Source organism: Actinomadura sp. 3N407 (genome assembly GCF_052245875.1).
Taxonomy (GTDB): Bacteria; Actinomycetota; Actinomycetes; order Streptosporangiales; family Streptosporangiaceae; genus Spirillospora.
In genome coordinates this window covers 413,778-436,094 of record NZ_JBQQBP010000005.1, presented here as the reverse complement: position 1 = coordinate 436,094, position 22,317 = coordinate 413,778, and the positions used below count along the sequence as shown (strand labels likewise).

At 70.2% G+C, this 22,317-nt stretch carries 14 protein-coding genes; 4 read left to right on the top strand and 10 right to left on the bottom strand.

Going from position 1 to position 22,317, the window contains the following annotated elements; all coding sequences use genetic code 11:
- Window positions 1-209: 209 nt before the first annotated feature.
- Both ACTWPP_RS15615 and ACTWPP_RS15610 read left to right on the top strand, forming a co-directional pair.
- Window positions 210-1,037, top strand: coding sequence for an SRPBCC domain-containing protein (locus ACTWPP_RS15615; protein ID WP_443104946.1), 828 nt, complete (start codon window positions 210-212; stop codon window positions 1,035-1,037).
- Between the two features lie 92 nt (window positions 1,038-1,129).
- Entirely contained in the window at window positions 1,130-1,831 is a 702-nt protein-coding gene (locus tag ACTWPP_RS15610) for a class I SAM-dependent methyltransferase (RefSeq protein WP_443104945.1), read from the top strand.
- A gap of 26 nt (window positions 1,832-1,857) precedes the next feature.
- Here ACTWPP_RS15610 and ACTWPP_RS15605 read toward each other — a convergent pair whose 3' ends face one another.
- The 7 genes from ACTWPP_RS15605 to guaA all read right to left on the bottom strand — a co-directional run bounded on the left by ACTWPP_RS15605 (window position 1,858) and on the right by guaA (window position 16,184).
- The gene (locus ACTWPP_RS15605) at window positions 1,858-5,406 is read right to left on the bottom strand and encodes a bifunctional glycosyltransferase/CDP-glycerol:glycerophosphate glycerophosphotransferase (protein ID WP_443104944.1); all 3,549 of its coding nucleotides are present in this window, start codon (window positions 5,404-5,406) and stop codon (window positions 1,858-1,860) included.
- A 22-nt stretch (window positions 5,407-5,428) separates the two neighbouring features.
- A complete protein-coding gene (locus ACTWPP_RS15600) occupies window positions 5,429-8,872 on the bottom strand; it encodes a bifunctional glycosyltransferase/CDP-glycerol:glycerophosphate glycerophosphotransferase (protein WP_443104943.1) in 3,444 nt (1,147 codons plus the stop codon).
- 324 nt (window positions 8,873-9,196) lie between these two features.
- Entirely contained in the window at window positions 9,197-10,480 is a 1,284-nt protein-coding gene (locus ACTWPP_RS15595; RefSeq protein WP_443104942.1) for an outer membrane protein assembly factor BamB family protein, read from the bottom strand.
- Window positions 10,473-11,750: an outer membrane protein assembly factor BamB family protein gene (locus ACTWPP_RS15590; RefSeq protein WP_443104941.1), complete on the bottom strand. Its 1,278-nt coding sequence runs from the start codon at window positions 11,748-11,750 to the stop codon at window positions 10,473-10,475. Before ACTWPP_RS15590 ends, ACTWPP_RS15595 begins: the two co-directional genes overlap by 8 nt.
- Window positions 11,735-13,546, bottom strand: a complete 1,812-nt coding sequence (locus tag ACTWPP_RS15585; protein ID WP_443104940.1) for a DUF6745 domain-containing protein — start codon at window positions 13,544-13,546, stop codon at window positions 11,735-11,737. The genes ACTWPP_RS15590 and ACTWPP_RS15585 overlap by 16 nt, the downstream gene beginning before the upstream one ends.
- A 270-nt stretch (window positions 13,547-13,816) precedes the next feature.
- A complete protein-coding gene (locus ACTWPP_RS15580; protein WP_443104939.1) occupies window positions 13,817-14,305 on the bottom strand; it encodes a hypothetical protein in 489 nt (162 codons plus the stop codon).
- Between the two features lie 268 nt (window positions 14,306-14,573).
- Complete coding sequence (guaA, locus tag ACTWPP_RS15575) at window positions 14,574-16,184, bottom strand: glutamine-hydrolyzing GMP synthase (RefSeq protein WP_443105117.1); 1,611 nt, start codon at window positions 16,182-16,184, stop codon at window positions 14,574-14,576.
- Between the two features lie 221 nt (window positions 16,185-16,405).
- Between guaA and ACTWPP_RS15570 the strand changes: the two genes are divergently transcribed.
- A complete protein-coding gene (locus ACTWPP_RS15570; RefSeq protein ID WP_443104938.1) occupies window positions 16,406-17,398 on the top strand; it encodes a zinc metalloprotease in 993 nt (330 codons plus the stop codon).
- On the opposite strand, the gene ACTWPP_RS15565 is transcribed toward ACTWPP_RS15570, so the two are convergent.
- Window positions 17,386-18,117, bottom strand: a complete 732-nt coding sequence (locus ACTWPP_RS15565; protein ID WP_443104936.1) for a DNA alkylation repair protein — start codon at window positions 18,115-18,117, stop codon at window positions 17,386-17,388. The two genes, ACTWPP_RS15570 and ACTWPP_RS15565, sit on opposite strands and share 13 nt — an antisense overlap.
- A gap of 90 nt (window positions 18,118-18,207) precedes the next feature.
- Here ACTWPP_RS15565 and ACTWPP_RS15560 point away from each other — a divergent pair, with 90 nt between their 5' ends.
- Window positions 18,208-18,738 carry a hypothetical protein gene (locus ACTWPP_RS15560; RefSeq protein ID WP_443104935.1) on the top strand — a complete coding sequence of 177 codons (531 nt, stop codon included), beginning with the start codon at window positions 18,208-18,210 and terminating at the stop codon, window positions 18,736-18,738.
- 72 nt (window positions 18,739-18,810) lie between these two features.
- On the opposite strand, the gene ACTWPP_RS15555 is transcribed toward ACTWPP_RS15560, so the two are convergent.
- Together ACTWPP_RS15555 and ACTWPP_RS15550 are read right to left on the bottom strand one after the other, a co-directional pair.
- On the bottom strand, window positions 18,811-20,562 hold the full coding sequence (locus ACTWPP_RS15555) for an FAD-dependent oxidoreductase (protein ID WP_443104934.1): 1,752 nt from the start codon (window positions 20,560-20,562) through the stop codon (window positions 18,811-18,813).
- 9 nt (window positions 20,563-20,571) lie between these two features.
- Window positions 20,572-22,152 carry a succinic semialdehyde dehydrogenase gene (locus tag ACTWPP_RS15550; protein ID WP_443104933.1) on the bottom strand — a complete coding sequence of 527 codons (1,581 nt, stop codon included), beginning with the start codon at window positions 22,150-22,152 and terminating at the stop codon, window positions 20,572-20,574.
- Window positions 22,153-22,317: the final 165 nt, after the last annotated feature.

Below are 22,317 nucleotides of genomic sequence, written 5' to 3'. Positions count from 1 at the left end.
CGGATCCCCGGGCTGCGGGGATCCGGCCGCATGGCCGACCCGTGGTGGGGTACCGGCCGGGTACCGGCGGGAACCGCCGGGGACACGGCCTGGCACCGGCCGGGGTACGATCCCCGGTTCCGGGCCGGGTGATCGGCCCCACTGGCGACGTGATGGGCGTCCGCCGTATGGTCGCGGACAAGGTCTCCGGACGATAAGGACATTTGATCATGGAACTCGACCACGATTTCACCGTCCCCGTACCGGTGGATCAGGCCTGGTCGGTGCTGCTCGATGTGGAGCGCGTCGCGACGTGCATGCCCGGCGCGACCCTGGACTCGGTCGAGGGCGAGGAGTTCAAGGGCCGGATGAAGGTGAAGGTCGGCGCGATGACCATCACCTACCGCGGCTCCGCGCGCATCGTGTCGGCCGACGAGTCGTCCCGCACCGTGACGATGGAGGCGTCCGCGAAGGAGGCCCGCGGCTCGGGGACGGCGTCGGCGACCGTCCAGGCGAAGCTGCACGAGGAGGGTGACACGACCCGTGTGACCGTGCACACCAAGCTGAACGTGACGGGGCGGCCCGCGCAGTTCGGGCGCAACATCCTGTCCGAGGTCGGCTCTAAGATCATTTCCCGGTTCGCCAAGTCGCTGGAGGAGGAGCTGGAGTCGTCCGGCACGAGCCCGTCGGCCGCGGCCGCCGGGAGCCCTGCCGAGGCGGCGAAGCCGGAGCCCGCCGACAAGCCCGGCCCGGCCACCGCGGAGGTCGCCGAACCCGCCTCGGCCACCGCGCCGGAGAGCCCCGTCGCGCCCGAGAGCACCGCCGCCCCTGACAGCACCGCCGCCCCGGAGAGCACCGCCCCCGAGCGCGCCGCCGCGCCGGCGGAGAAGCGGGAGCGGCCGCTGCGGGTCGCGCGGGAGGACGACGCGATCGACCTGCTGGAGGTCGCGGGCCCGTCGGTCGCCAAGCGGGCCGTCCCGGCCGCCGGCGGTCTTGTCGTGCTGCTGCTGGTGTTCCGCTTCCTCACCCGGCGCCGCCGCAAGAAGAAGAAGCGCTGACGTCCGGCCGGGGGTCAAACACCGGTCAACGATCCGTCGCCGGACGGCGACGTCGGTGGAACGGGCCGCCGCCCATGCCTTCGGCTTGTCCCGTGGACACCATCGAGCTCCAGCGGATCACGCGGATCGAGAACGACAACTGGTGGTACCGCGAGCGCCGCGAGATCCTGTCCGCGGAACTGCTGCGGTTCAGCGTGCCGGGGACGGCGGTCGACATCGGGGCCGCCGTCGGTACCGGTTCGCGGGTGCTGGCCGAGCACGGCTGGCAGGCCACCGCGATCGACCTGAGCCCGGACGCCGTGGCGCTGGCGCGCGCGCACGGCGTCGAGGCGTACGAAGGCGACGCGCGCTATCTGCCGCTTCCCCCGTGCCATTACGACCTCGCGCTGGCCCTGGACGTCCTGGAGCACATCGAGGACGACGCGCGGGCGGCGGCGGAGATCACGCGGGTGCTGAAGCCGGGCGGGACGGCGCTGGTGTCCGTCCCGTGCGACATGGCCCTGTGGTCGGCACATGACGTGGCGCTCGGGCGCGTCCGCCGCTACACGCGCCGCACGCTCGCCGAGCTCGTCGAGGGCGCCGGGCTGGTGCTGGAGCGGGTGTGGAGCAGGGGCGTCCTCCTCCGGCCGTTCCTGCGCCGCCTCAGGCACCGGACGGCGCGCCGTGAGGACCTGGCCCCGCTGCACCCCCTCACCAACGAGGCGCTGCGCCTGACCGCCGTGCTGGAGCGCCGCCTGCCGCTGTGCTCATGGCCCGGCGCCTGGCTGTTCGCGCGCGCCCGCCGCCCCGGCTGACCCGCGGTACGGGCGACCGGCGATCATCACTTCCCGAAGATGTGGTCGACGGCCCTGGCCGACGCCTGGCCGTCGTCGTGCGGGCAGTACTTCACGAAGAAGCCGTCGTAGTCGTCCGCGTAGCGGTCCTCGGTGTCGGGCGCCTGCCTGACCGCTTCGGCGACGTCCGCGGACGTCGTCACGACCGGCCCCGGCGCCTCGGCCTCCAGGTCGAAGTAGAAGCCGCGCACGTGGTCGCGGTAGCGCTCCAGGTCGTAGGTGAAGAGGACGATCGGCCTGCCCAGGATCGCGTAGTCGAACATGGCGGACGAGTAGTCGGTGACGAGTACGTCCGCCGCCATGTACAGCTCGGCGATGTCCGGATACCGGGACACGTCGATGACGAAGTCGCCCGTCATGGAGTCACTCGCCGAGGGACGGTCCCGGTCGGTGATGAGGGGATGCGGCCGCAGAAGCAGGACGTGGTCGTCGCCAAGGGCTCGGCGCAGGGTCTCCACGTCCAGCTCCAGGGAGAACCCGTGGCTGCCGGGTGCTTGGTGCCGGTCGTCCCGCCACGTGGGCGCGTAGAGGACCACCTTCTTGCCGTCGGGAATCCCCAGGCGCTTGCGGATGCGGGACCCGATGCTCTCCCACTCGGGTGTGCTGAGGATGTCGTTGCGCGGGTAGCCCGTCTCCAGGACCTCCCCCTCGTACCCGAAGGCTCGGCGCATGACTTGGGTGGCGAACGGGCTCGGGGACAGCAGCAGGTCCCACCGCGACACCTCCCGTTCCGTCCGGTCGAGTGATGTGCGCTGGTACGGCATGTCGCCGAGGTCGTGGGCGAGACGCTTCAGCGGTGTGCCGTGCCAGGTCTGGACGTACGTCTGGCCTTCGCGCTTGGCGTACCAGGACGGCAGCCCGACGTTGGTGACCACGTAGCGGGCGCGCGCGAGGACGCGGTAGTGCTCGCGGCTTCCCGCCAGGACGGTTCGGGCCTTCCCTTCGACCGCGAACTGTCCGTCCCGGGAGACCCACACGCATTCCAGGTTCGGCTTGCGCCGGGTCAGTTCCTCGTAGACGGCCCTCGGGTTGCAGCTGTACTGGGTCCCCTCGTGACTGTCGAACACGGCGACGTCCGCGAGGGGGCTCCGCAGGTAGACGGGGTAGTCGCGCTGTTGGAGGAGCAGTTGCGCGTGCCCGCCGCGCTCGTCGTCGCCGAGGGCGGTACGGCTGTGGAGCAGGAACGCGTCCGTCTGGTGTACGTCGACCTCGAATTCGTGCGTGCCCACGTGCCGCCGGCCGGTCAGGTCCGGGATCGCCTCACGTTCGACGACAACGGCCACCTCTTCGGAACGCGCGCGCGCCAGCAGCTCCCACGTTCCGCTGGGCAGCGGCAGGTCCGTCCCGAACACGGCCATCGTCGCGGGCGTGAACGAGGCGGTGAACCGGCACCCCTCCCACGTGACGGGGACGCGATGGTGGTCGCCCGACCGGAACCGCCGCAGGATGAAGTGGCCGGGGCGTTCCTCGGGGTCTGCGAAGTCACCGCTCAGGGTGAGGAGCCCGTTCTCGTCCCACTCGGCCGCCGTCACGACCGGCCGGAAGCTGCGCTCGACACCGCGCAGGTTGCCGAACGCCGTGCGGGTGAGGGCGAACTCCCGGCCGGCCCCTGTGCAAGCCGCCCCTGTGCACGTCGGCAGGGCGTACCGGACGGCGGGGACGTTGCTCGCGACGGTCAGCCTCAGCGGCCCGCCCTCGCCGGTCAGCCTGATGTCCCAGTCGATGGCGTCCAGCAGGTGCGCGCAAGAGGGGCGGCAGGACGAGGAGGAGCAGGCCACCCCGTCCCCCAAGGGCAGTCTCGCCTTGAAGTCGAACCCGGTGCCCTCCGCCATGCGGAGCACGGCCGACTGGCGTAGCGTCACCTCGCCGCGGACCTCCGCGCCCCCGTGCCGGCGTGCCGCGATCATGGCCGCCCCTACGCCCAGGGCCCGCCTCGTCCAGCCGGTCAGCTCCAGATGGTCGCCATCGAGCCGGATCCCGGTGACGATGGCCTTGGCCCGCTTGACGTGGACGACGAACACGTCGTCGTCGCCCGCCGCCGGTTGAACGGCCACGTGCTCGTCCACCTGCCGGGCCGCCGTCCACCGCACGGCCGGGGCCATCGCTATGAGCCGCTGGACGGCCTTGCGTCCCGCCGTCGACACTTCGGCGAACAGCTCGTAGGTGGCCGTCCGCCACTCGTCGCCGTCCAGCAGGTATTCGGGCTCCACGCGGACGGAGAACCCGGACCAGTCGTAGGAGACCAGCGACTGGTCGGACGCGGCCGTGGCGTCCGTGCAGCGGATCCGTTCCACCGGCAGCCTGATCTCCTTGCCGGTCCTGACGTCGCGCATCCAGACGCGAATGCGGGAATCCGTCACCGAGGACACGTCGAGCCGGTCGAAGTGTGCGTGGCCTTCGACGATGAGTGTGTCGACGTCCCATTCCACACGGTCGACGTCCGCCCACAGGAGCAGTTCGTCGGTGACGTCGTACAGGTCCTCGGGGATGGCGCGGTCCACATCGTCGAAGAAGGGGTAGCGGGCGTACCAGCGCTGGCGGAGGCGGCCCCGCTGCACGAGCGGGACGTCCTGCAGCCCCTCCTCCTCTTCGAAGCGGAGTACCTCCAGCAGTTCCGGAAGCATCCGCTCGCCGAGCAGGTACGTCTCCAGCCGCCTGATCGACACCAGCCGTTCGGCGGCGGAACGGTCCGCCGCGGCGACGACCTCGGCACCCAGCTCGACGAGGCGTTCCCGCTCCTGCCCGGTGGCTCCGGGCAGGGCGAGCATCAGCGCGCGGACGTCGAGGTCCAGTGCGTACATGTCGTGGACGGCCAGAAGCTCCGGTGCATGGTCTTCGATGAATTCCCGCACTGTCGCATGGGTCGCCATCCGTTCGGTGACGTCCGCGGCCTCGTGACGGATCCGTGTGGCCGTCCCCGGACGCTCGCGCCAGAAGTAGACGGTCGTGTTGAGCACGTCCATGGCGGAGGCCAGGATCTGTGTCTGCATGGCCGTGAGCAGGTCACGGGTCGTCGGGACCTTGAAGCGGTAGGTGTCCCAGAACGCGCGCCGGAACACCTTGTTGTACACCATCCTGTCTTGCAGGAGGGCAGGGTGACGGGTCACGTCCGTCGACTTCAGCGTCGTCGCGTAGGGGACGCTGTGCAGCGGGGACTGCCGTGCCTGTGTGCCGTCCAGGCACATGACGTTTCCGCCGACGAGGTCGGATCCGGTCGACTCCAGCGTGCCGACCATCAGTTCGTAGGCGTACGGAGGCAGGGCGTCCTTGCCATCGACGAAGGCGAGGTACCGGCCCTTCGCCTGCCCGACGCCGGTGTCCCCGGCCGACATGCCGCCGGACGGCCGGAGCAGCGTGAAACGGTCGTCTCGTTCGGCGAACTCCTCGGCGACGGCCGCGCCGCCGTCGCTCGACCCGTCGTCCACCATGAGCACCTCCAGGCCGCGCATGGTCTGCCCGGCGAGCGACTCCAGGCAGCCGGCGAGGTGGTCCTCGGCGTTGTGGAAGGGGACGACGATGCTTATCTGGGGTGACACGAGCGGCTCCGTGGTGGGGTTTTCAGATGGCGGGCTGGAGGACCCGGTCGAGCACACGGGAGGCGGCGTGGCCGTCGTCGTGCGGGCAGTACCGGGCGGCGAACGCTGCGCGGGCGTCCCGGAAACCGGCGTCGAGCCCGTTCGGCTCGCGCAGGGCGTCGACGACCTCCTGCGAGGTGCTCAGCAGCGGCCCCGGAGCCTCCGCGTCGAAGTCGAAGTAGAAACCGCGCACATGGTCGCGGTAACGCTCCAGGTCGTAGGTGAAGAACACCATCGGGCGGCCGGTGACGGCGAAGTCGAACATGGACGACGAGTAGTCCGTGACGAGCACGTCGCTGATGAGGAACAGTTCGGAGATGTCGGGGTAGACGGACACGTCCATCACGCAGTCGCCCGGCCGGAGCTTCGGGCGGTCGGTGACGAGATAGTGGGTGCGCAGGAGGAGGACGTGGTCGTCCCCCAGGGCCGCCCTGAACCGGTCGATGTCGAATTCGAGGCGGAACGCGCGCTTGCCGACCGCGTGGTGGAAGTCGTCCCGCCACGTCGGCGCGTACAGGACGACCCGCTTGCCTTCCGGGATGCCGAGCCGCCGCCGCACCACCGACGCGATCTCCCCCCGGTGCGGGCTGTTCAGGACGTCGTTGCGCGGATAGCCGCTTTCGAAAACGGGCCCGTCATAGCGGAACGCACGCCGGAACAGCGGCACGGAGAACGCGTTCTGGGCGAGAAGCAGATCCCAATGGGGGACGTCGTACTCCATCCAGTCGACGCCCTCGGTGCGCTTGTACGGCATCGTTTTGACGTCGTATCCGAGTTTCTTCAACGGCGTCCCATGCCAGCACTGCACGTACGTCTGGTCGTCCCGCTTGGCGAACCAGTCCTTCTGTGACCAGTTCCCGAAGACGTAGCGCGCGCGGGCCAGTGCCTCGTAGTGCTCCCGCGTACCGGCCAGGACGGTCCGGGCGCCCGTGGGCTTGCCGAACTGGCCGTTCTCGGTGACCCACACACATTCGATGTCGGTTCCGCGCCGCCGAAGCTCGTCGTAGATGCCGCGCGGGTTGCACGAGTACTGGCGGCCCCTGTAGGCGTCGAACACGGCGAGTTCCCGGACGGGCAGGTTCAGGTGGCGGCGGTAATGCCCGGACCGTATGCGGCTCTGCGCGTAGGCCCCGCGTTCGTCGTCGTCCAGTGCCGTCTCAATGCGCAACTGCAGCTGGTCGGTCTTGTGGGCGCGGACCGTGATCCTGTGCAGACCCGCTTCGAACGGTTCCGGCAACTCACGCAGGGTGTGCCGCCTGACGACGACCGGTTGTTCTTTCCCGCCGAGGGCGACAAGGACGTCCCACCGGCCGGCGACGAGCGGACGCGACAAACCGAGCACGGGCATGCGTGCCGGGGAGAACGACGCCGTGAACCGGTGACCTTCCCAGCGCAGGACGACCGTGTGCTCCTCGCACGACCGTCGCCGCCGGAGCACCAGCGTGTCGGGCCGTCCCGCCTGGCCCGTGTACGTCCCCGCCAGGTGAAGAGCACCGTCGGGTGACCACGACACCTGGTCCACGGCCAGGACCCGTCCGCGCACGACGATCCGCAGCGTGCTGCGCCGCGTCCTGGCGAGTTCCACCTCCCCGCCCGGAATCGGGAACGCGATGCCGGCCGGGCCCTCGTCCAGGTACGGCTTGACCCCGCCCGGCAGGGTGATCTCCCAGTCGCCTGGGCGCCCGGCCAGCCCGGCGACCGGGAGCCTGGCACGGAACGCGTCGTCCCCTACCGGTTCGACCGGCCCGGCCACCGTGGCCCGTCCCGCCTTCGGCACGGCGATGATGCGTGGCTCGTCCCCGAGGGGGGCGCGGCTCCAGCCGTCGAGCCACAGCTCGCCGCCCTCCAGGTGGCCTCCGACGACGGCCGCAGCCGTCCGCCGCACCTGCACCACGAACCGGTTCCTGGTCGCGACGCCCTGGACGAGCACTCCCGGCGCGCATTCCCGGTCGTCCGGCCATTGCCGCCCGGTGAGCCGCGGGTTCGCGAACGTGGCCCGCCGCCGCAGCCCCCGGTTGACGACCTCCGCGCACGGCACCCAGTCGACGTCCCGCCAGCGCCCGAACATCTTCAGCGACGACGGGTCGATGTCCGCGACGAACCCGGACCAGTCGTAGGAGACCGTCGACTGCCGCGACCGCGCGGTCACGTCCGGCCTCCGGACCCGGGTGACGGGCACCCGCACGAGCCCGCGCCGGTTCGACGCCACCAGCCACACCCGGATGCGGGAGCCGTCCTCGGTCGAGGAGTCCAGATGCCGGATGTAGGCGTGCCCCTCGATGCGGAGCCGCCCGTCCACCCAGTCGGCCCGGTCGATCGCCGCGACCGGCGTCAGCTCGTCGGTCACGTCGTACAGGTGCTGCGGGACGGCTCGCTCCTCGTCCTCGAAGAACGGATACTCCGCGTACCACCGGGGCCGCAGTCCCCGCCGCACCCGAGGCGCGTCCGCCGCCTTCCGGAGACGGACGAAGCGCAGCACCTCCAGCAACTCCGGCAGCATCCGCCGGCACAGCAGATACAGCTGAAGGCGCGTCATCGCGGGGAGCTTCTTCAGCAAGCGCGGGCTTATCCGCTGTGCCAGTTCCGCGCCGATCGCGGCGAGTTCCTCGCGACGCACGTCATGCGTCCTGGGCAGAGCCTCAAAGAGGGTGCGAAGCTCGATTCCGACCAGCGCGTGCTCGTCATACGCGTTCAGGAGCTGGGGCGCGTACTCGGCCATCCCGTCTCGCAGTACACGCGCGGACGCCAGACGCTGGGTGATGTTGTCCCAGTCGTAGCGGTCTTCAGTGATGGACCCCGGCCGCTTGCGCCAGAAGTAGACCGTCTCACTCAGCACGTCCACAGAACGGGCCAGCGCATGGGCGCGCACGGTCACAGGCGGGTCCTCGTAGAAACCTTTAGGGAACTCCAGGCCCTCCCGCTCCCAGAACTCACGCCGGTACACCTTGTTCCACGGCGTCCTGTCACGCATGAGCACCGGCTTGGACGACACATGCGTCTTGGAACAGGGCTCCGTGAACACGCCGTCGTGCAAGGGCGACTGCCATTTCCGGTCTTCGTCCATCCGCAGGACGTTCCCGGACGCGATGTCGGACCCCGTCCGCTCCAGCGACCCGACCAGCCGCGCGTAGGCCTCACGCTCCACCAGGTCGTCGGCGTCCGCGAACGCCAGGTACTCGCCGCGCGCCTGCCGCACCCCCGCGTTGCGGGCGGGTCCGGGCCCCTCGTTGTCCCGCGTCACCAGCCGGAACCGCGGGTCCCGGCCGCACATCTCCTTGGCGATCACGGCGCCGTTGTCGGTGGACCCGTCGTCCACCATGATCACCTCAAGGTCGCGCAGCGTCTGACCGGCCAGCGACTCCAGGCACTCCCGCAAGAACTCCTCGGTGTTGCAGAACGGCACGACGACGCTGAGCTTCGGGGACATGGGGCCTCCTCCTCGCCCCACCGAGCATGGTGACGTCACGCCACCACATGAACACGCATCGCGATTGCCAGTCCGTCCCCTGACGCAGACTTGACCCCGCCTGGCCCGGCATTTACCCGGTCTTGTCCTCGCGCACCGAGAGCTCCACCTCCGGAAACTCCGTGGCGAGCCATGGCAGCACAACGGGCGGCAAGTACGGCGCGACGGTGGGAATCACACCCACCCGCAGCCGCCCGACGAGCGGCCCCCGGACGGCCCTGACCTCATCGACGAGCCGGTCGGGTGGTGTTCACCACAGCGCATCGTCCGGCCTGCGGTCCGGTCTCACTCGGGGGGCTTCCCGAAAGCGCGGAACACGACGTCGTCCTCGTCCAGGTCCGTCACGGACGTCTCGTTCAGGAAGAGCCTGCCCTGTGCGAACTGCCGGTCGTATCTGGTGCGCAACCAGGAGCCGGCGTCGTTGGTGAGGCGCCACATGATCGAGGTCTTGCCGGTGGCGGCGTCGACCGACACGAGCCGGGGCGGTTTGCTCCTGTTGCCTCCCTTGCCGTTTCCGCCCGGCTTGCGGGGCTGGGCGGCGATGAGCCGGTCGCCGTCCATCGCGAGGGGGTACAGGTGGTTGCGATCCGGGTTCTCGGTGGCCCACCGGACACGGCCGGCGGCAAGGTCATAGGAGACGACCGGCACGGTGCGCCCATTCTCCTTCACCGGACGCTCACCCGATCTGACGTACAGGCTGTCGTCGGCGACAACGACGCCTTGGCAGCGGTTGAGGTCCTGGCGGCCCCCGTAGCAACGCACCTCTTCCTTGTCGGCGATGTCGAAGCCCGAGACCTGTGCGCCGGACATGTCGAGGACCACGAACCGCGACACACCGCGTCCGGTGGAGCGAAGTCCGAGGACGACGTGACGGGTCGCCACCATCGCTTGGACCCTGTAGGCCGGGGGCACGTCGTGGCTCCACACGTACCGGCCACTCCGCGGGTCGAGCCGGTGCACGCTGCGGACCTTGTTCTCGCAGGTCTGCCGGGCCAGCAGCACCGGACCGCCCGACAGCCCGTCGATCGCGCAGTCCGCACCCCGGCTGTCGATGGTCCACAGCGGCCGTCCGTCATCCAGCCGGAAGGCGGCGGTGCTGTACTGCCAGTCCGCCACCACGGTGCCCTCACCGATGGCGATCCCGCCCGACCAGTGCCGGTCGGTCGGGCTGATCGTCTGCTCCCAGACCTTCCTCCCGGTCCTCAGATCGATCACGGCGACCCGGTGACAGCCCAGTTCCCTCTCACCGAACCGAACGGCGACCCGGCCATCGGAGGGACGGGACGAGGCCGCGCACACCTTGTCGGGCAGCGGCACCGTCCAGCGCGGCTCACCGGTCGCGGCGTCGTACCCGGTCACGTCCCGGGCCCGGGTCATCGCCAGAGTCGGCCCCGTCGCCCAGACCGTCGGCGCCGCGGACTCGCCGTCGCTGATCGCCCGGCCGTCCAGGCTCCACAGCAGCGCCTCCTCACCGATCCCGCAGGCGCCGACGGGCAGCAGAAGGGCCAGCGCGACGAGAAGCGCCGTCCCTCGCCGGGGGCGCTGCGCCGGGTTCCCGGTCTCATTCATCGGGGTCCCCGTACGCGCGGAGTGCGACCTTCTCCTTGCCCGTCACGAGCTTCTTGGTCAGGAAGAACCGGCCCTGCGCGTACTGGCGGTCGGATCCGCTGCGCAGCCGGAAGTCCGCCTTCCTGGTGAGGCTCCACATGATCGACGTCTTGCCGGTGGCGGCGTCGACCGACACGAGCCGGGGCGCCTTGCCTCCTTCACCGGCCGTCGCGGGCTGGGCGGCGATGAGCCGGTCGCCGTCCATCGCGATCGGGAACAGGTGGTTGCCGTCCGGGTTCTCGGTGGCCCACCGGGCACGGCCGGTCGCCAGGTCATAGGAGACGATCGGCGCGAACGTCCGCTCCTCATCGTCCTTCCCCGGCCCGGTGCCCGACCTGATGTAGAGGCTGTCGCCGGTGACCACGATGTTGCCGCACCGGCTGTACGGCCGGGGGCTGGAGCAGTTCAAGGCGCTCTTGAAGGCGACGTCGATGCTCGTGACCTGCTCACCGGACGTGTTGAGGACCACGAACCGCGACATGCGCATACGCCGGTCGTCCCGGCGGAGCCCGAGGACGACGGGACGGGTCGACACCATCGCCTCGACCACGTGTCCCTGCGGCGCGTCGTAGCTCCACAGGGCCCGGCCGCTGTTCGGGTCGAGCCCTTCCACGCGGCGGACGTTGAGCTTGTCGGCGTCGCAGGACCGCCCGGCCACCAGTACCGGACCGCCCGCCAATCCCTGGAACGCGCAGTCCACGCGGTAGCTGTCGACCTTCCACAGCGGACGTCCGTCGTCCAGCCGGAAGGCGGCGGTGCCGTAGAGCCAGTCCACCACCACGGCACCGGCACTGATGACCGCCTGGCCTCGCCTGACCCGGTCGGCGGGGGTGATCGGCTGCTCCCAGACCTTCCTGCCGGTCTTCAGATCGATCAGCGCGACCCGGCCGCAGCCCGGCTCGCCCCGGCCGAACTGAACGGCGACCCGGCCGCCGGAGGGACGGGGCGAGGCCGCGCACACCGTGCCGGACAGCGGCACCGTCCAGCGCGGCTCACCGGTCGCGGCGTCGTACCCGGTCACGTCCCGGGCCCGGGTGATCGCCAGAGTCGGCCCGGTCGCCCAGACCGTCGGCCTCACCGACTCGCCGCCGCCGATCGCCCGGCCGTCCAGACTCCACAGCAGCGGGTCGTTCCAGAGGCCGCAGGCGCCGGCGGGCAGCAGGACGGCCGGGACGGCGAAAAGGGACGCCCACCGTCCGAAGCGGCGGCGCGGCCTCAGCACCGGAACCACGTGTCGGGTCGGTACTCGTACGCGTTGCCCTCCTCCGTCATCACCAGCGTGAGGGCGGTTGCCATCGCCTCGGCCTGCTTCCGCCGCGCCCGGTACTCCTCCGGCGGCAGCGGCCGCAGGCCCAGTTCCCGTGCGGCCTCGTCGTCCGCCTCCTCCGGGTCGCCGTCGGGGTCGGCGCTCACCATGAACTCGAGGGCCTCCGTGAGGTCGCGTCCCATCACCTGGTATCCGCCTTCGGAGTCGGCGTACAGCACCGGACGGCGTTGGCCGTCACCGCAGAGGAAGTAGGTGCCGCCGGTGCCGCTCCCTCCGATCGGCTCCAGGCGAGCGCCCCCGGCCAGATGGACTTCCTCGACGTGTTCGATGTGCGAGACGTGAGACATTTCGAGTTCGAGCCCGGCCAGCGTCCCCTGCAGCGACTCGCTCTGCCGGATGCGCGCCAGCAATTCCGGCTCGGGCGCCGGCTCACGCGCACCGTCCCCGAGCCATGACGCGGCGGCCACCGGATCGGTCGTGTCCGTCGGCACCGGCAGCGCCGTCCCGCTGCGGGCACCCCCGGCACGCAGGACCACCCGGGCCGGGCGCCCGAACACCACCGCGGGGACGTCGTAAAGCGCCAGCTCGCAGCCGGGATCGCCCGGGTCGGTCACCGCCTCCCCGACCCGCGCCAGCGGCGCCTCGGCGGCGAACCGGGCCCAGCCCAGCCGTTCCAGCGCGCATCGGCGCAGATCCGGGACGATGCGCGCGGCACGACGGGTGGCCGCGTACGAGGCGGAGCCCAGCTGCTCCGCCGCACGCCGCTGCAACTCCTCATCGGACGCATGGACGATGTCGGCGGCGCTCCACCCGGGGTCGATGAGGTCGGGCGGCACCAGCCGGCCCCGCCAGCAGTGCTGCGAGAAACCGTCCCGATAGCGCACGGCCGGGCCGTCGTCACTGTGCAAGCGGCCCGAGTCGTCGGTGTGGACCTCGGCGGGATGAGGGGTCAGCACCGCGACGTCGTTGAGCGCCCACCACCATCCGACCACCGACGCCATGCGCAGCCGCGCCTGGAGCGGCCCGGCACCACTTCGGCGCACCGCCTCCAGGATCAGGAGCGCATGGTTCTCCGGAGCGCGCACCACCGCCCATACCTGCCGCCACTGCTTCCAATGCTCAGGACGCGGCCCTTCAGCACAGGACCGCAGCGCGTCCCTCACCGCCTCCCACTGCCCAGCGGGAAACACCGGTTCCAGCCCCTCAAGCAGGCGCGCATGAGCATCGGCGCCGGCAGCGTCGAAACCCTCGGGGGCGGAGGGCGACAGCGCCTCCTCCTTGAAACGGCCCGAGACCCCGCTGTTGATCGCCCACGCGGGCTCGCCGACACGCGCCAGAACGGCTCGCAGGTCCGGTCCCTCCATGTCGTAGGAGACTTTGTAGGCCGAATGGACGTCCGGCAGCTGCCACCTCGGGGCGAAAGGCTCGCGCTCCTCGAAGGAGGAGGGCTCCTGACGGTCGAACGTCCCGAACGTCCCCTCCAGGCGCGGCGTGGTCGCGCTGACCCACCCCTTGTGCGCGTCCGGATGCCGGTCGCCGTCGAGATGCTTGTGCCCGTAGAGGAGGGTCCGCGCCGCGATGGCGCCCGCCAGCGGGGAGTCCAGCCAGATCACGGCCTTGGGCCGCGCCCACCCCCGCTGGTCGTACACCTCGGCGAGGGCCCGCTCGGCATCCCGCCGGTCCGGGTCGGCCACCCGCGCCTCCCACTCCCCGCACAACTCGTCAACAAGCCGCCGCTGCTCAGCGCTCAACCGGTCCATTGGCGTTCCCCAGGGTTTTCGACGGACGGGACACCACATATGAGACTCGCGCCATGCTTCCGGTTCCGCCCAACGAAGAACAAGATCACCGCCCTGCCCACGGCCGGCGCCACCGGCGTAGGCCGAAGTGCCTCTAAAGAACCGGGGCGATGTCGCTCCGCGGTGCCTCCCGTTCGCCCCAGGGACGGAAGATCCCCTCCCAGGGGGGCCGAACGAGCCGGCGGTCATGGCCAGGACGCGCTGGTCGATGCGGACATGTGCGGAAGGGCGTCAGCCGATCAGGAGGCCGAGCCCCAGCAGGAAGGCCACGCCGCCGATGATCCCCAGGAGGACCCAGCGGAACGACACGCCCTCCCGGCTCCGGTACCGCACCGCGATCCGGGCCAGCAGCACACCGGGGAAGCCCCAGATCAGCGCGGTCATCACCAGGTTGAACCAGGCCGTGGCGTCGGTGTGGGTCGCACCCAGACCGGTCTCCTCCACCAAGCCCACCACGACCGCCAGCTTGATCAGGAGTTCGGCGAGCGGGTAGAAGACCTGGAGGCCCGCCGCGCCCGCCAGACCACCGAGCAGCAGCCAGCCGGGCACCCGGCGCCCCCACGAGCGGATCGTCGCCTGCGCCATCGCGATGGTCAGGGCGCGCAGCCCGCAGGCGAGCACGATCACACCGTCGGTGCCACCGAAACTCTCACCGCGCAGCGGCTTGCTCGCGACCAGCACGGCAACGATGGCGATGAACGCTCCGACAGTCCAGGTCACTGCCGTAACAGGCCAGGTCTCAGTTCGAGCGGCGAGCCGGGGTGCACAGATCGTGGTCATGCCGACATCATCGCGACAACCGCGCCCTTGCAACCTCCCTCCAGGAGGTGAGCCCCCTCCCCCGTCGAGCCGAAACGCCCGGGGTCAACGCCACCGCCGCGAACCTGGAGGCAGAGGCCGCGCTGGCCCCCGCGACCGTCTGACGACGCGCGCACGAGGCCCGGGTGTGATCGCACCCGGGCCTCGTGTTCTCATCGCTCGGACGGGGTCACTCCCACTCGATGGTGCCGGGAGGCTTGGACGTGATGTCGACGGTGACCCGGTTGATCTCGCGGACCTCGTTGGTGATGCGGGTGGAGATCCGCTGCAGGAGGTCGTACGGGAGCCGCGCCCAGTCGGCCGTCATGGCGTCCTCACTCGTCACCGGGCGCAGGACGATGGGGTGGCCGTAGGTCCGGCTGTCACCCTGGACGCCCACGGACCGGACGTCCGCCAAAAGCACCACGGGGAACTGCCAGATGTCGCGGTCGAGACCGGCGTTGGTCAGCTCTTCGCGGGCGATGGCGTCGGCGTCGCGGAGGATGTCCAGGCGGTCGCGGGTGACGGCGCCGATGATGCGGATGCCGAGGCCGGGGCCGGGGAACGGCTGGCGCCAGACGATCTCGGACGGCAGGCCGAGCTGCTCGCCGAGCGCGCGGACCTCGTCCTTGAACAGGTTCCGCAGCGGCTCGATCAGCTTGAACTGCAGGTCTTCGGGGAGGCCGCCGACGTTGTGGTGCGACTTGATGTTGGCCGCGCCGGTGCCGCCACCCGATTCGACGACGTCCGGGTAGAGGGTCCCCTGGACGAGGAATTCGACGGGTTCCGCGGCGTCCTTAGCGCCCTTCTGGGGGGACGACCCCCCGGAACCGCCTTCGACGATCTCGCGGGCCGCCTCCTCGAAGACGCGGATGAACTCGCGGCCGATGATCTTGCGCTTCTCTTCGGGGTCGCTGACGCCGTCGAGGGCGGCGAGGAAGCGGTCCTGGGCCTCCACGACGTGCAGGTTCACGCCGGTGACGGCGACGAAGTCCTTCTCGACCTGCTCGGGCTCGCCCTTGCGCAGCAGGCCGTGGTCGACGAACACGCAGGTCAGCTGGTCGCCGATGGCCTGCTGGACGAGGGCGGCGGCGACGGCGGAGTCCACGCCGCCGGACAACGCGCAGATCGCCCGCTTGTTCCCGACCTGCTCCTGGACGGCGGCGATCGACTCGTCCGCGATGTTCACCATCGTCCAGTTCGGACGGCAGCCGGCGCCCTCGTAAAGGAAACGCCGCAGAAGCTCCATACCGTGCTCGGTGTGCAGGACCTCCGGGTGGAACTGGACGCCGAAGAGGCCGCGCTCAAGGTCCTCCATACCGGCGACCGGTGTCACGTCGGTGCTGGCCGTCACGGTGAAGCCGGACGGGGCACGGCTGACGAAGTCGCGGTGCGACATCCACACCGCCTGCTCGTGCGGCAGACCGGCGAACAGCATGCCGGGGGACGTGACAGAGACGGTCGCGCCTCCGTACTCGGCGACGTCGGAGTTCTCGACCGTCCCGCCCAGGGCCTGGGCCATCACCTGGTGGCCGTAGCAGATACCGAACATGGGGACGCCCAAGTCGAACAGGCCGTCCGGCGCGATCGGGGCGCCCTCCGCGTACACCGACGCAGGGCCGCCCGACAGGATGATGGCCTTCGGCCGCTTGGCCAGCATCTCCGCCGCCGGCATGGTGGACGGCACGATCTCGCTGAACACGTGACACTCGCGGACGCGACGCGCGATCAGCTGCGCGTACTGCGCGCCGAAGTCGACGACGAGAACGGTGTCAAAGGACTGGTCTGCGGCCACCAACAACGCCTTTCGCACGGCCGGAAGGATTTCCCCAGTCTACGGGGGCCGCTGCCTGCGCCGATGCCCGCACCCCCGAGCCGGATCGTCACATGGTGCGACTGACCGATAACGGTCGGCATCCATTTACCTTGATCACACTCGCGGCACGACCTCGCTCTGATACCTCTTGATGACGCCCTGTGCTCGCCTGGTTCCCGTCCGCAAGCGTCCTCCCTAGGAGTGCCGTGAAGTTCCTCGCCGCCGCCGCCGCTGTGATCGCCGCGTTCGTCCCCGCCATGCCGTCCGGGCCGCTCCCGCAGACCGGACACCCGCAGGCCGCACGCCCGGAGACCGCACGCCCGGAGACCGCACGCCTGGACGACTGCGCGCACCCCGAAGCACGGCTGCGGCCAGGGACGCACAACCACGAGCACGACCGGGAGCACAACGAACTGACCCCCGCACAGGCCGCCACCGTCGAGAAGCACCTCAACCAGATACTGGACGACCTGGGTCTGCGCCCGGCCGGTCGAACGGACGGCGAGTCCGCCGGCGCCGACCTCCGTGCCGCACCGCAGATCACCGTTCCGGTCTACTTCCATGTGCTGCACAACGGCGCGAGGGGCAACGTGTCCACCTCGACGATCAAGCGCCAGATCAGCACGTTGAACGCCTCCTACGGCGGACGGAACGGCGGCGCCGACACTCGCGTCTCGTTCGAACTCCGCGACGTGAGCCGTACGGACAACGCGGCCTGGTTCAACGACCCCGAACGGTACGAGAAGACGTACAAGCCGAGGCTGCGCGAAGGCGGCAAAGGCACCCTGAACCTCTACAGCGCCTACATAGGCGGAGACCTTCTCGGCTGGTCGACGTTCCCATGGAAGTACAAGTCCGAGCCCAAGATGGACGGCGTGACCATCCACTACGGCAGCATGCCCGGCGGCCACATCGAGAACTTCAACAAAGGGTTCAGCGCCACACACGAAGTCGGCCACTGGCTCGGGCTCTACCACACGTTCCAGGACGGCTGCGGCGGCGAAGGCGACCGGGTCGCGGACACCCCGGCCGAGCGCGACCCCACGAACGGCTGCCCGTCCGGCAAGGACACCTGCCCCTCACCTGGGGAGGACCCAGTGCACAACTACATGGACTACAGCTACGACACGTGCATGACGTCCTTCACCGCCGGCCAGGGCTCCCGCATGCACAAGGTGTGGCAGGCCTACCGCCGCTGAGCCGCGAGCAGCCGTTCGGCGTCTTCTCCGGGAAGGCGCCGGACGGCCTCCCGGAGCGTCACACCGGAGATGACCCCGACCCGGGCCTCGACCCACTCGGTCACCCAGCCCGGGTCTTTCTTGGACAACTCCCGCAGCACCCATCCGAGGGCCTTGCGGATGAAGAACTCGCGTTCACCGATCAGCGCGTCCCCGAAGCGGTCGAGCCTTTCCAGGTCAGGGTTTCCCGCCCGCACGCCCGCCAGCAAAGCCAGGACGGCCGTGCGCCGCATCCACATATAGGGGTCGTTGACCCACGCGTCCAATGCCGTCCCCAGGTCCGGGTACCGGACGACCAGCCTGCCGACGACCCTTTCCGCGATGTAGTCCACGTACACCCAACTCGCCGAGTCACGGACGAGCCGTTCGGCCAACCCAAGGTCGCCTGGCCCTAGCAACGCCGCCCGTTTGACGAGCACCTCTAGCGCCGCCATCCGGGCCTCATGCACAGGACGTCCCTCCTGGGTCACGCGCCAGAGAGCCTCGGCGAGAGCGACCACCTCGTCCCGTGTGGGCTCGGCCTTCACCGCCGACACGGCCACCTTGCGCAACGCGGGCACAGTCACACCGATGTGCACGAAGTCGCTTTTCAGGTAGCGCTTCTCACTCTCGGCCCGCACCGGATCGGCCTGCGCCCGCAATTCCGCCATGACCTGCGCCGCCTCGCCTCTCACATCCACGCAGGGACACGCTACGCCGCCTACCAGCACACCGTGCTCTTCACCTTCGCGGCACCGTCGAGAACGGTCCGCATCGCCTATAGTTGCCGCATGCCTGGCAGCAACGATTCGGGGCCGTCGCGGAGGCTGGCCGTCGTCACCGTGTCGGTGTGCGGGCCACTGGCGGCGCTCGCCCTCGGCAGTGCGGTCGTCCTCCTAGCCGTTCTGGTGAACGTCGGCGGATTTCTGGTCGGCGTCGGCGACGAGGTCGTGGTGCGTGTGGAGCGCGGTTACTCCCCGCCCAAGAATTCCCGGGGCGGAGAGACCATGGCGCGTGGCCACTACGCCGATGACGGCCGCCGTGTGCCGGTCACGCTTCGTTATGCGGAGCCGGGCGAGACCGTCGAGGGGCGGCTGGTGCTCATGCGATGGGCACCCGGGCCCGATGTCTATCAGACGGCGGGGAGCACCGTCCGCGACGTCGCGCTAGGGCTGGTCGGCACCCTGCTGATGGCGGCGTTCGGTGGCCTGCTGTGGCTGGTCACCCGGAACGCGGTCCGTCACCTGCGGGGTGCTCCACTGGCCGGAGCCCCGCCGAGTTCGCGATTCAAGCCGTCCGACGTCTTGGGCTCTGACGAATAGGTGGCACGGCTTCGCGAGCGTCCCCGGGATTCGGCGATCCGAAGAGCCGAATCCGAGGAGGTGGCGGTCGTGTCAGGTGATCTCGACGATCGGGAGGGTGAGGGCCGCGGGGGCGCCGGCCGGGACGACCGGGTTCTTCGGCGGTACAGGCGCGAGGCGGCGGTACGGGTCGCCCAGGGAAGGGCGAGGGTCGTCCTCGGACCGGTTCGGCCAGAACGACATCGCACGTTCAGCCTGGGCGGTGATGGTCAGGGAAGGGTTCACGCCCAGGTTCGCGGAGACCGCCGAACCGTCCACGATGTGCAGGCCGGGGTGTCCGTAGACGCGGTGGTAGGCGTCGATCACACCGGACTCGGCGGAGTCGCCGATCGCGCAGCCGCCGAGGAAATGCGCGGTCATCGGGACGTCGAACACGTCGCCCCAGGCGCCGCCGGGCATGCCGCCGATCTCCTCGGCGATCAGGCGCGTCGCCTCATGGCCCTCGGGGACCCACGTCGGGTTGGGCTCGCCGTGGCCGGCGGACGCGCGGACGTCCCAGCCGAACGGGCCCTTCTTCGGACGCAGGGTGATCGAGTTGTCGCGGGTCTGCATGACCAGCGCGATCACCGTCCGCTCGGACCAGTGCCGCACGTCGAACAGCTGCACCAGGTCACGGGGGCGGCGGACGACCTCGCGGGCGAACTTCAGGATGCGGGGGGTGTGCTTCTCCCCCGGACGGTCACCGTCCACGAGGAGGGTCTGCAGACTGGCGAGGAGGTTCGAGCCGCGCCCATAGCGGACCGGCTCGATGTGCGTGTCGGGAGTCGGATGGAACGACGACGTGATCGCGACGCCCTCGGAGAAGTCGGGGCCGGGCAGGCCGTTGCGGCGGCCGCCGCCGAGGATCGCCTCGGAATTGGTGCGGGTCAGCGCTCCGAGCCGGTCCGACACCCGCGGAAGGGCCCCGGTCGACCTGAGCTTGTGCAGCAGCTTCTGCGTGCCGTAGGTACCGGCGGCGAAGACGACCTGCTCGGTGGTGAACGTCTTGCGATTGCGGCCGAACGAGCCGGTCCGGACGATCTCGACCTCGTACCCCCCGCCGCGCAGGGGCCTGACCGACGTGACGCGGCTGAGCGGCATCACGCGCGCGCCCGCCTTCTCGGCCAGGTAAAGGTAGTTCTCCGTGAGCATGTTCTTCGCGCCGTGGCGGCAGCCCACCATGCACTCGCCGCACTCCAGGCAGCCGCGGCGGCGCGGGCCCGTCCCGCCGAAGTACGGGTCCGCGCTCTCGACGCCCGCGCCGCGGCCGAAGTAGACGCCGACGGGGGTCTTGACGAAGGTGTCGCCCTTGCCCATCCGGTCCGCGACCTTCTTCATGACCACGTCGGCAGCGGTCGTCGTCGTGTTCTGGACGACGCCGAGCATGCGTTTCGCCTGCTCGTAGTGGGGCGCCAGCTCGTCCTGCCAGTCGGTGATGTGCGCCCACTGCCGGTCCTTGAAGAACGGCTCGGGCGGGACGTACAGGGTGTTGGCGTAGTTCAGCGACCCGCCGCCGACGCCCGCACCCGCCAGAACCATCACCCGGCTGGACTTGGCGCCGCGGATGAGGTGCATCCGCTGGATGCCGGTGAGGCCGAGCGCCGGCGCCCACAGGTAGCGGGCGACGCGCCAGTTCGTCTTGGGCAGCTCCGGATACCGTGCCCCCGGTGCGCCGGACGGGTTGGTGTCGAAGCGGCGTCCGGCCTCGATCACACCGACCCGGTAGCCCTTCTCGGTCAGCCGCAGCGCCGACACGCTCCCGCCGAATCCGGACCCGACGACGAGCACGTCGAAGTCATGCTTCACAGGCGTCCCCTACTTGATCCGCAGCTTCTTCATCAGCTTGATGCCGGTCGCCATGAAGCCGGCGAACCTGTCGTAGCCGATGGAGCCCGGAGGTTCGAGGTCCATGAAGTGCTGGCTCGCGACGGTCTGCACCTCGGTGAACTTCAGCAGGCCCTCGGCGCCGTGGCGGCGTCCCATCCCGGACTGCTTCATCCCGCCCATCGGGGAGTCGTAGGACGCGTACGCCGCGCCGTACCCGTCGTTGATGTTGACGGTTCCCGCCTGGATGCGGGCCGCGAGGCGACGGCCCTTCGACGGGCTCTTCGTCCACACCGACGCGTTCAGCCCGTACGGGGTGTCGTTGGCGCGGGCGACGACGTCGTCCTCGTCCCGGTACTTGTAGATCGCGACGACCGGGCCGAACGTCTCGTTCGCGCACAGGTCCATGTCACCGCCGACGTCGGTGAGGATCGTCGGCTCGTAGAACAGCGGGCCGACGTCCGGACGGGCCTTGCCGCCCGCGAGGACGGTCGCGCCCTCCTTGACGGCCTGGTCGACATGCCGGGTCACCGCCTCCAGCTGCCGCTGGTAGGTCAGCGAGCCCATCTCGGTGTCGAAGTCGAGGCCGGTGCCGAGCTTCATGTCCTTGACGACCTCGACGAATCGGGGGACGAACCGGTCGTAGATGTCCTCGTGCACGTACATCCGCTCGATCGAGATGCACAGCTGCCCGGCATTGGTGAAGCACGCGCGGACGGCGCCCCGCGCGGTGCGCTCGACGTCGGCGTCCGGCATGACGATCATCGGGTTCTTGCCGCCGAGCTCCAGCGAGTACGCCACCAGCCGGGGCGCGACCCGCTCCGCGATGGCCTTGCCGCCGCGCGTCGACCCGGTGAAGGAGACATAGTCGGCGTTGTCCACCAGCGGGTCGCCGATCTCGGACGGGTCACCGACGACGATCTGCCACACATCACGCGGCAGTCCGAGCTCGATCAGCAGGTCCAGCACCCACAGGCTGGACAGGCACGTCTGGGTGTCCGGCTTGTGGATCACCGCGTTGCCCGCCATCAGCGCGGGCGCGATGTCGCTGGCACCGAGCGCGAACGGGTAGTTCCACGGCGCGATCAGGGCGACGACGCCCTTCGGGTGCCGCAGCTCGCGGACGCGGGTGACGCCCGGCATCATGCCCTGCCTGCGCCGCGGCTTCAGCAGCTTCGAGGCCCGCCGGGCGTAGTAGAGCGAGCACAGCGCCACGTCGAGGAACTCCTCCATCGCGTGGCGGCGGGCCTTGCCGGTCTCCAGCTGGATGACGTCGAGGATCTCCTCGCGCCGGTCGACCAGGGCGTCCGCGAGCCGCAGGAACGGCTTGACCCGCTCGCGCACCGGCCGCAGCGCCCACGCCCGCTGCGCCTCCCGCGCCCGCTCGTACGCCGCGAGGACGTCGTCGGCGCCGGAGATCGGAACGGTCGCGAGGGGCTCACCGGTGAACGGGCTGGGGATCGTCGTGGTGTCGGCGCCGCCCGAGGTGACGTGCGAGGCCAGCCGGTCGATCAGAGTTCGGGGGAGCTTGTGCTCTGCCGCGCCTTTGGCAGGGACCGTCGGGGATGCCATACAGGCAGCGTATGACCCCCTGGCCACTTTTGGCTACCCGCAAGTAACGCCGCCAATCTGGCGGTTTGCCGCGCTGATCCCGGTTTTTCGTTCCCCACTGATGATCCACTGCCCTACGGACCGTTCCAAGCCAGGCGGAGTTGCGCAACTGGGGGACTGACCATG

Coding starts and splice junctions, on each gene's coding strand:
- ACTWPP_RS15615 (WP_443104946.1), top strand. CDS start 210: ATGGAACTCGACCACGATTTCACCGTCCCCGTACCGGTGGATCAGGCC.
- ACTWPP_RS15600 (WP_443104943.1), bottom strand. CDS start 8,872: ATGTCCCCGAAGCTCAGCGTCGTCGTGCCGTTCTGCAACACCGAGGAG.
- ACTWPP_RS15595 (WP_443104942.1), bottom strand. CDS start 10,480: ATGAATGAGACCGGGAACCCGGCGCAGCGCCCCCGGCGAGGGACGGCG.
- ACTWPP_RS15585 (WP_443104940.1), bottom strand. CDS start 13,546: ATGGACCGGTTGAGCGCTGAGCAGCGGCGGCTTGTTGACGAGTTGTGC.
- ACTWPP_RS15560 (WP_443104935.1), top strand. CDS start 18,208: ATGCCTGGCAGCAACGATTCGGGGCCGTCGCGGAGGCTGGCCGTCGTC.
- ACTWPP_RS15550 (WP_443104933.1), bottom strand. CDS start 22,152: ATGGCATCCCCGACGGTCCCTGCCAAAGGCGCGGCAGAGCACAAGCTC.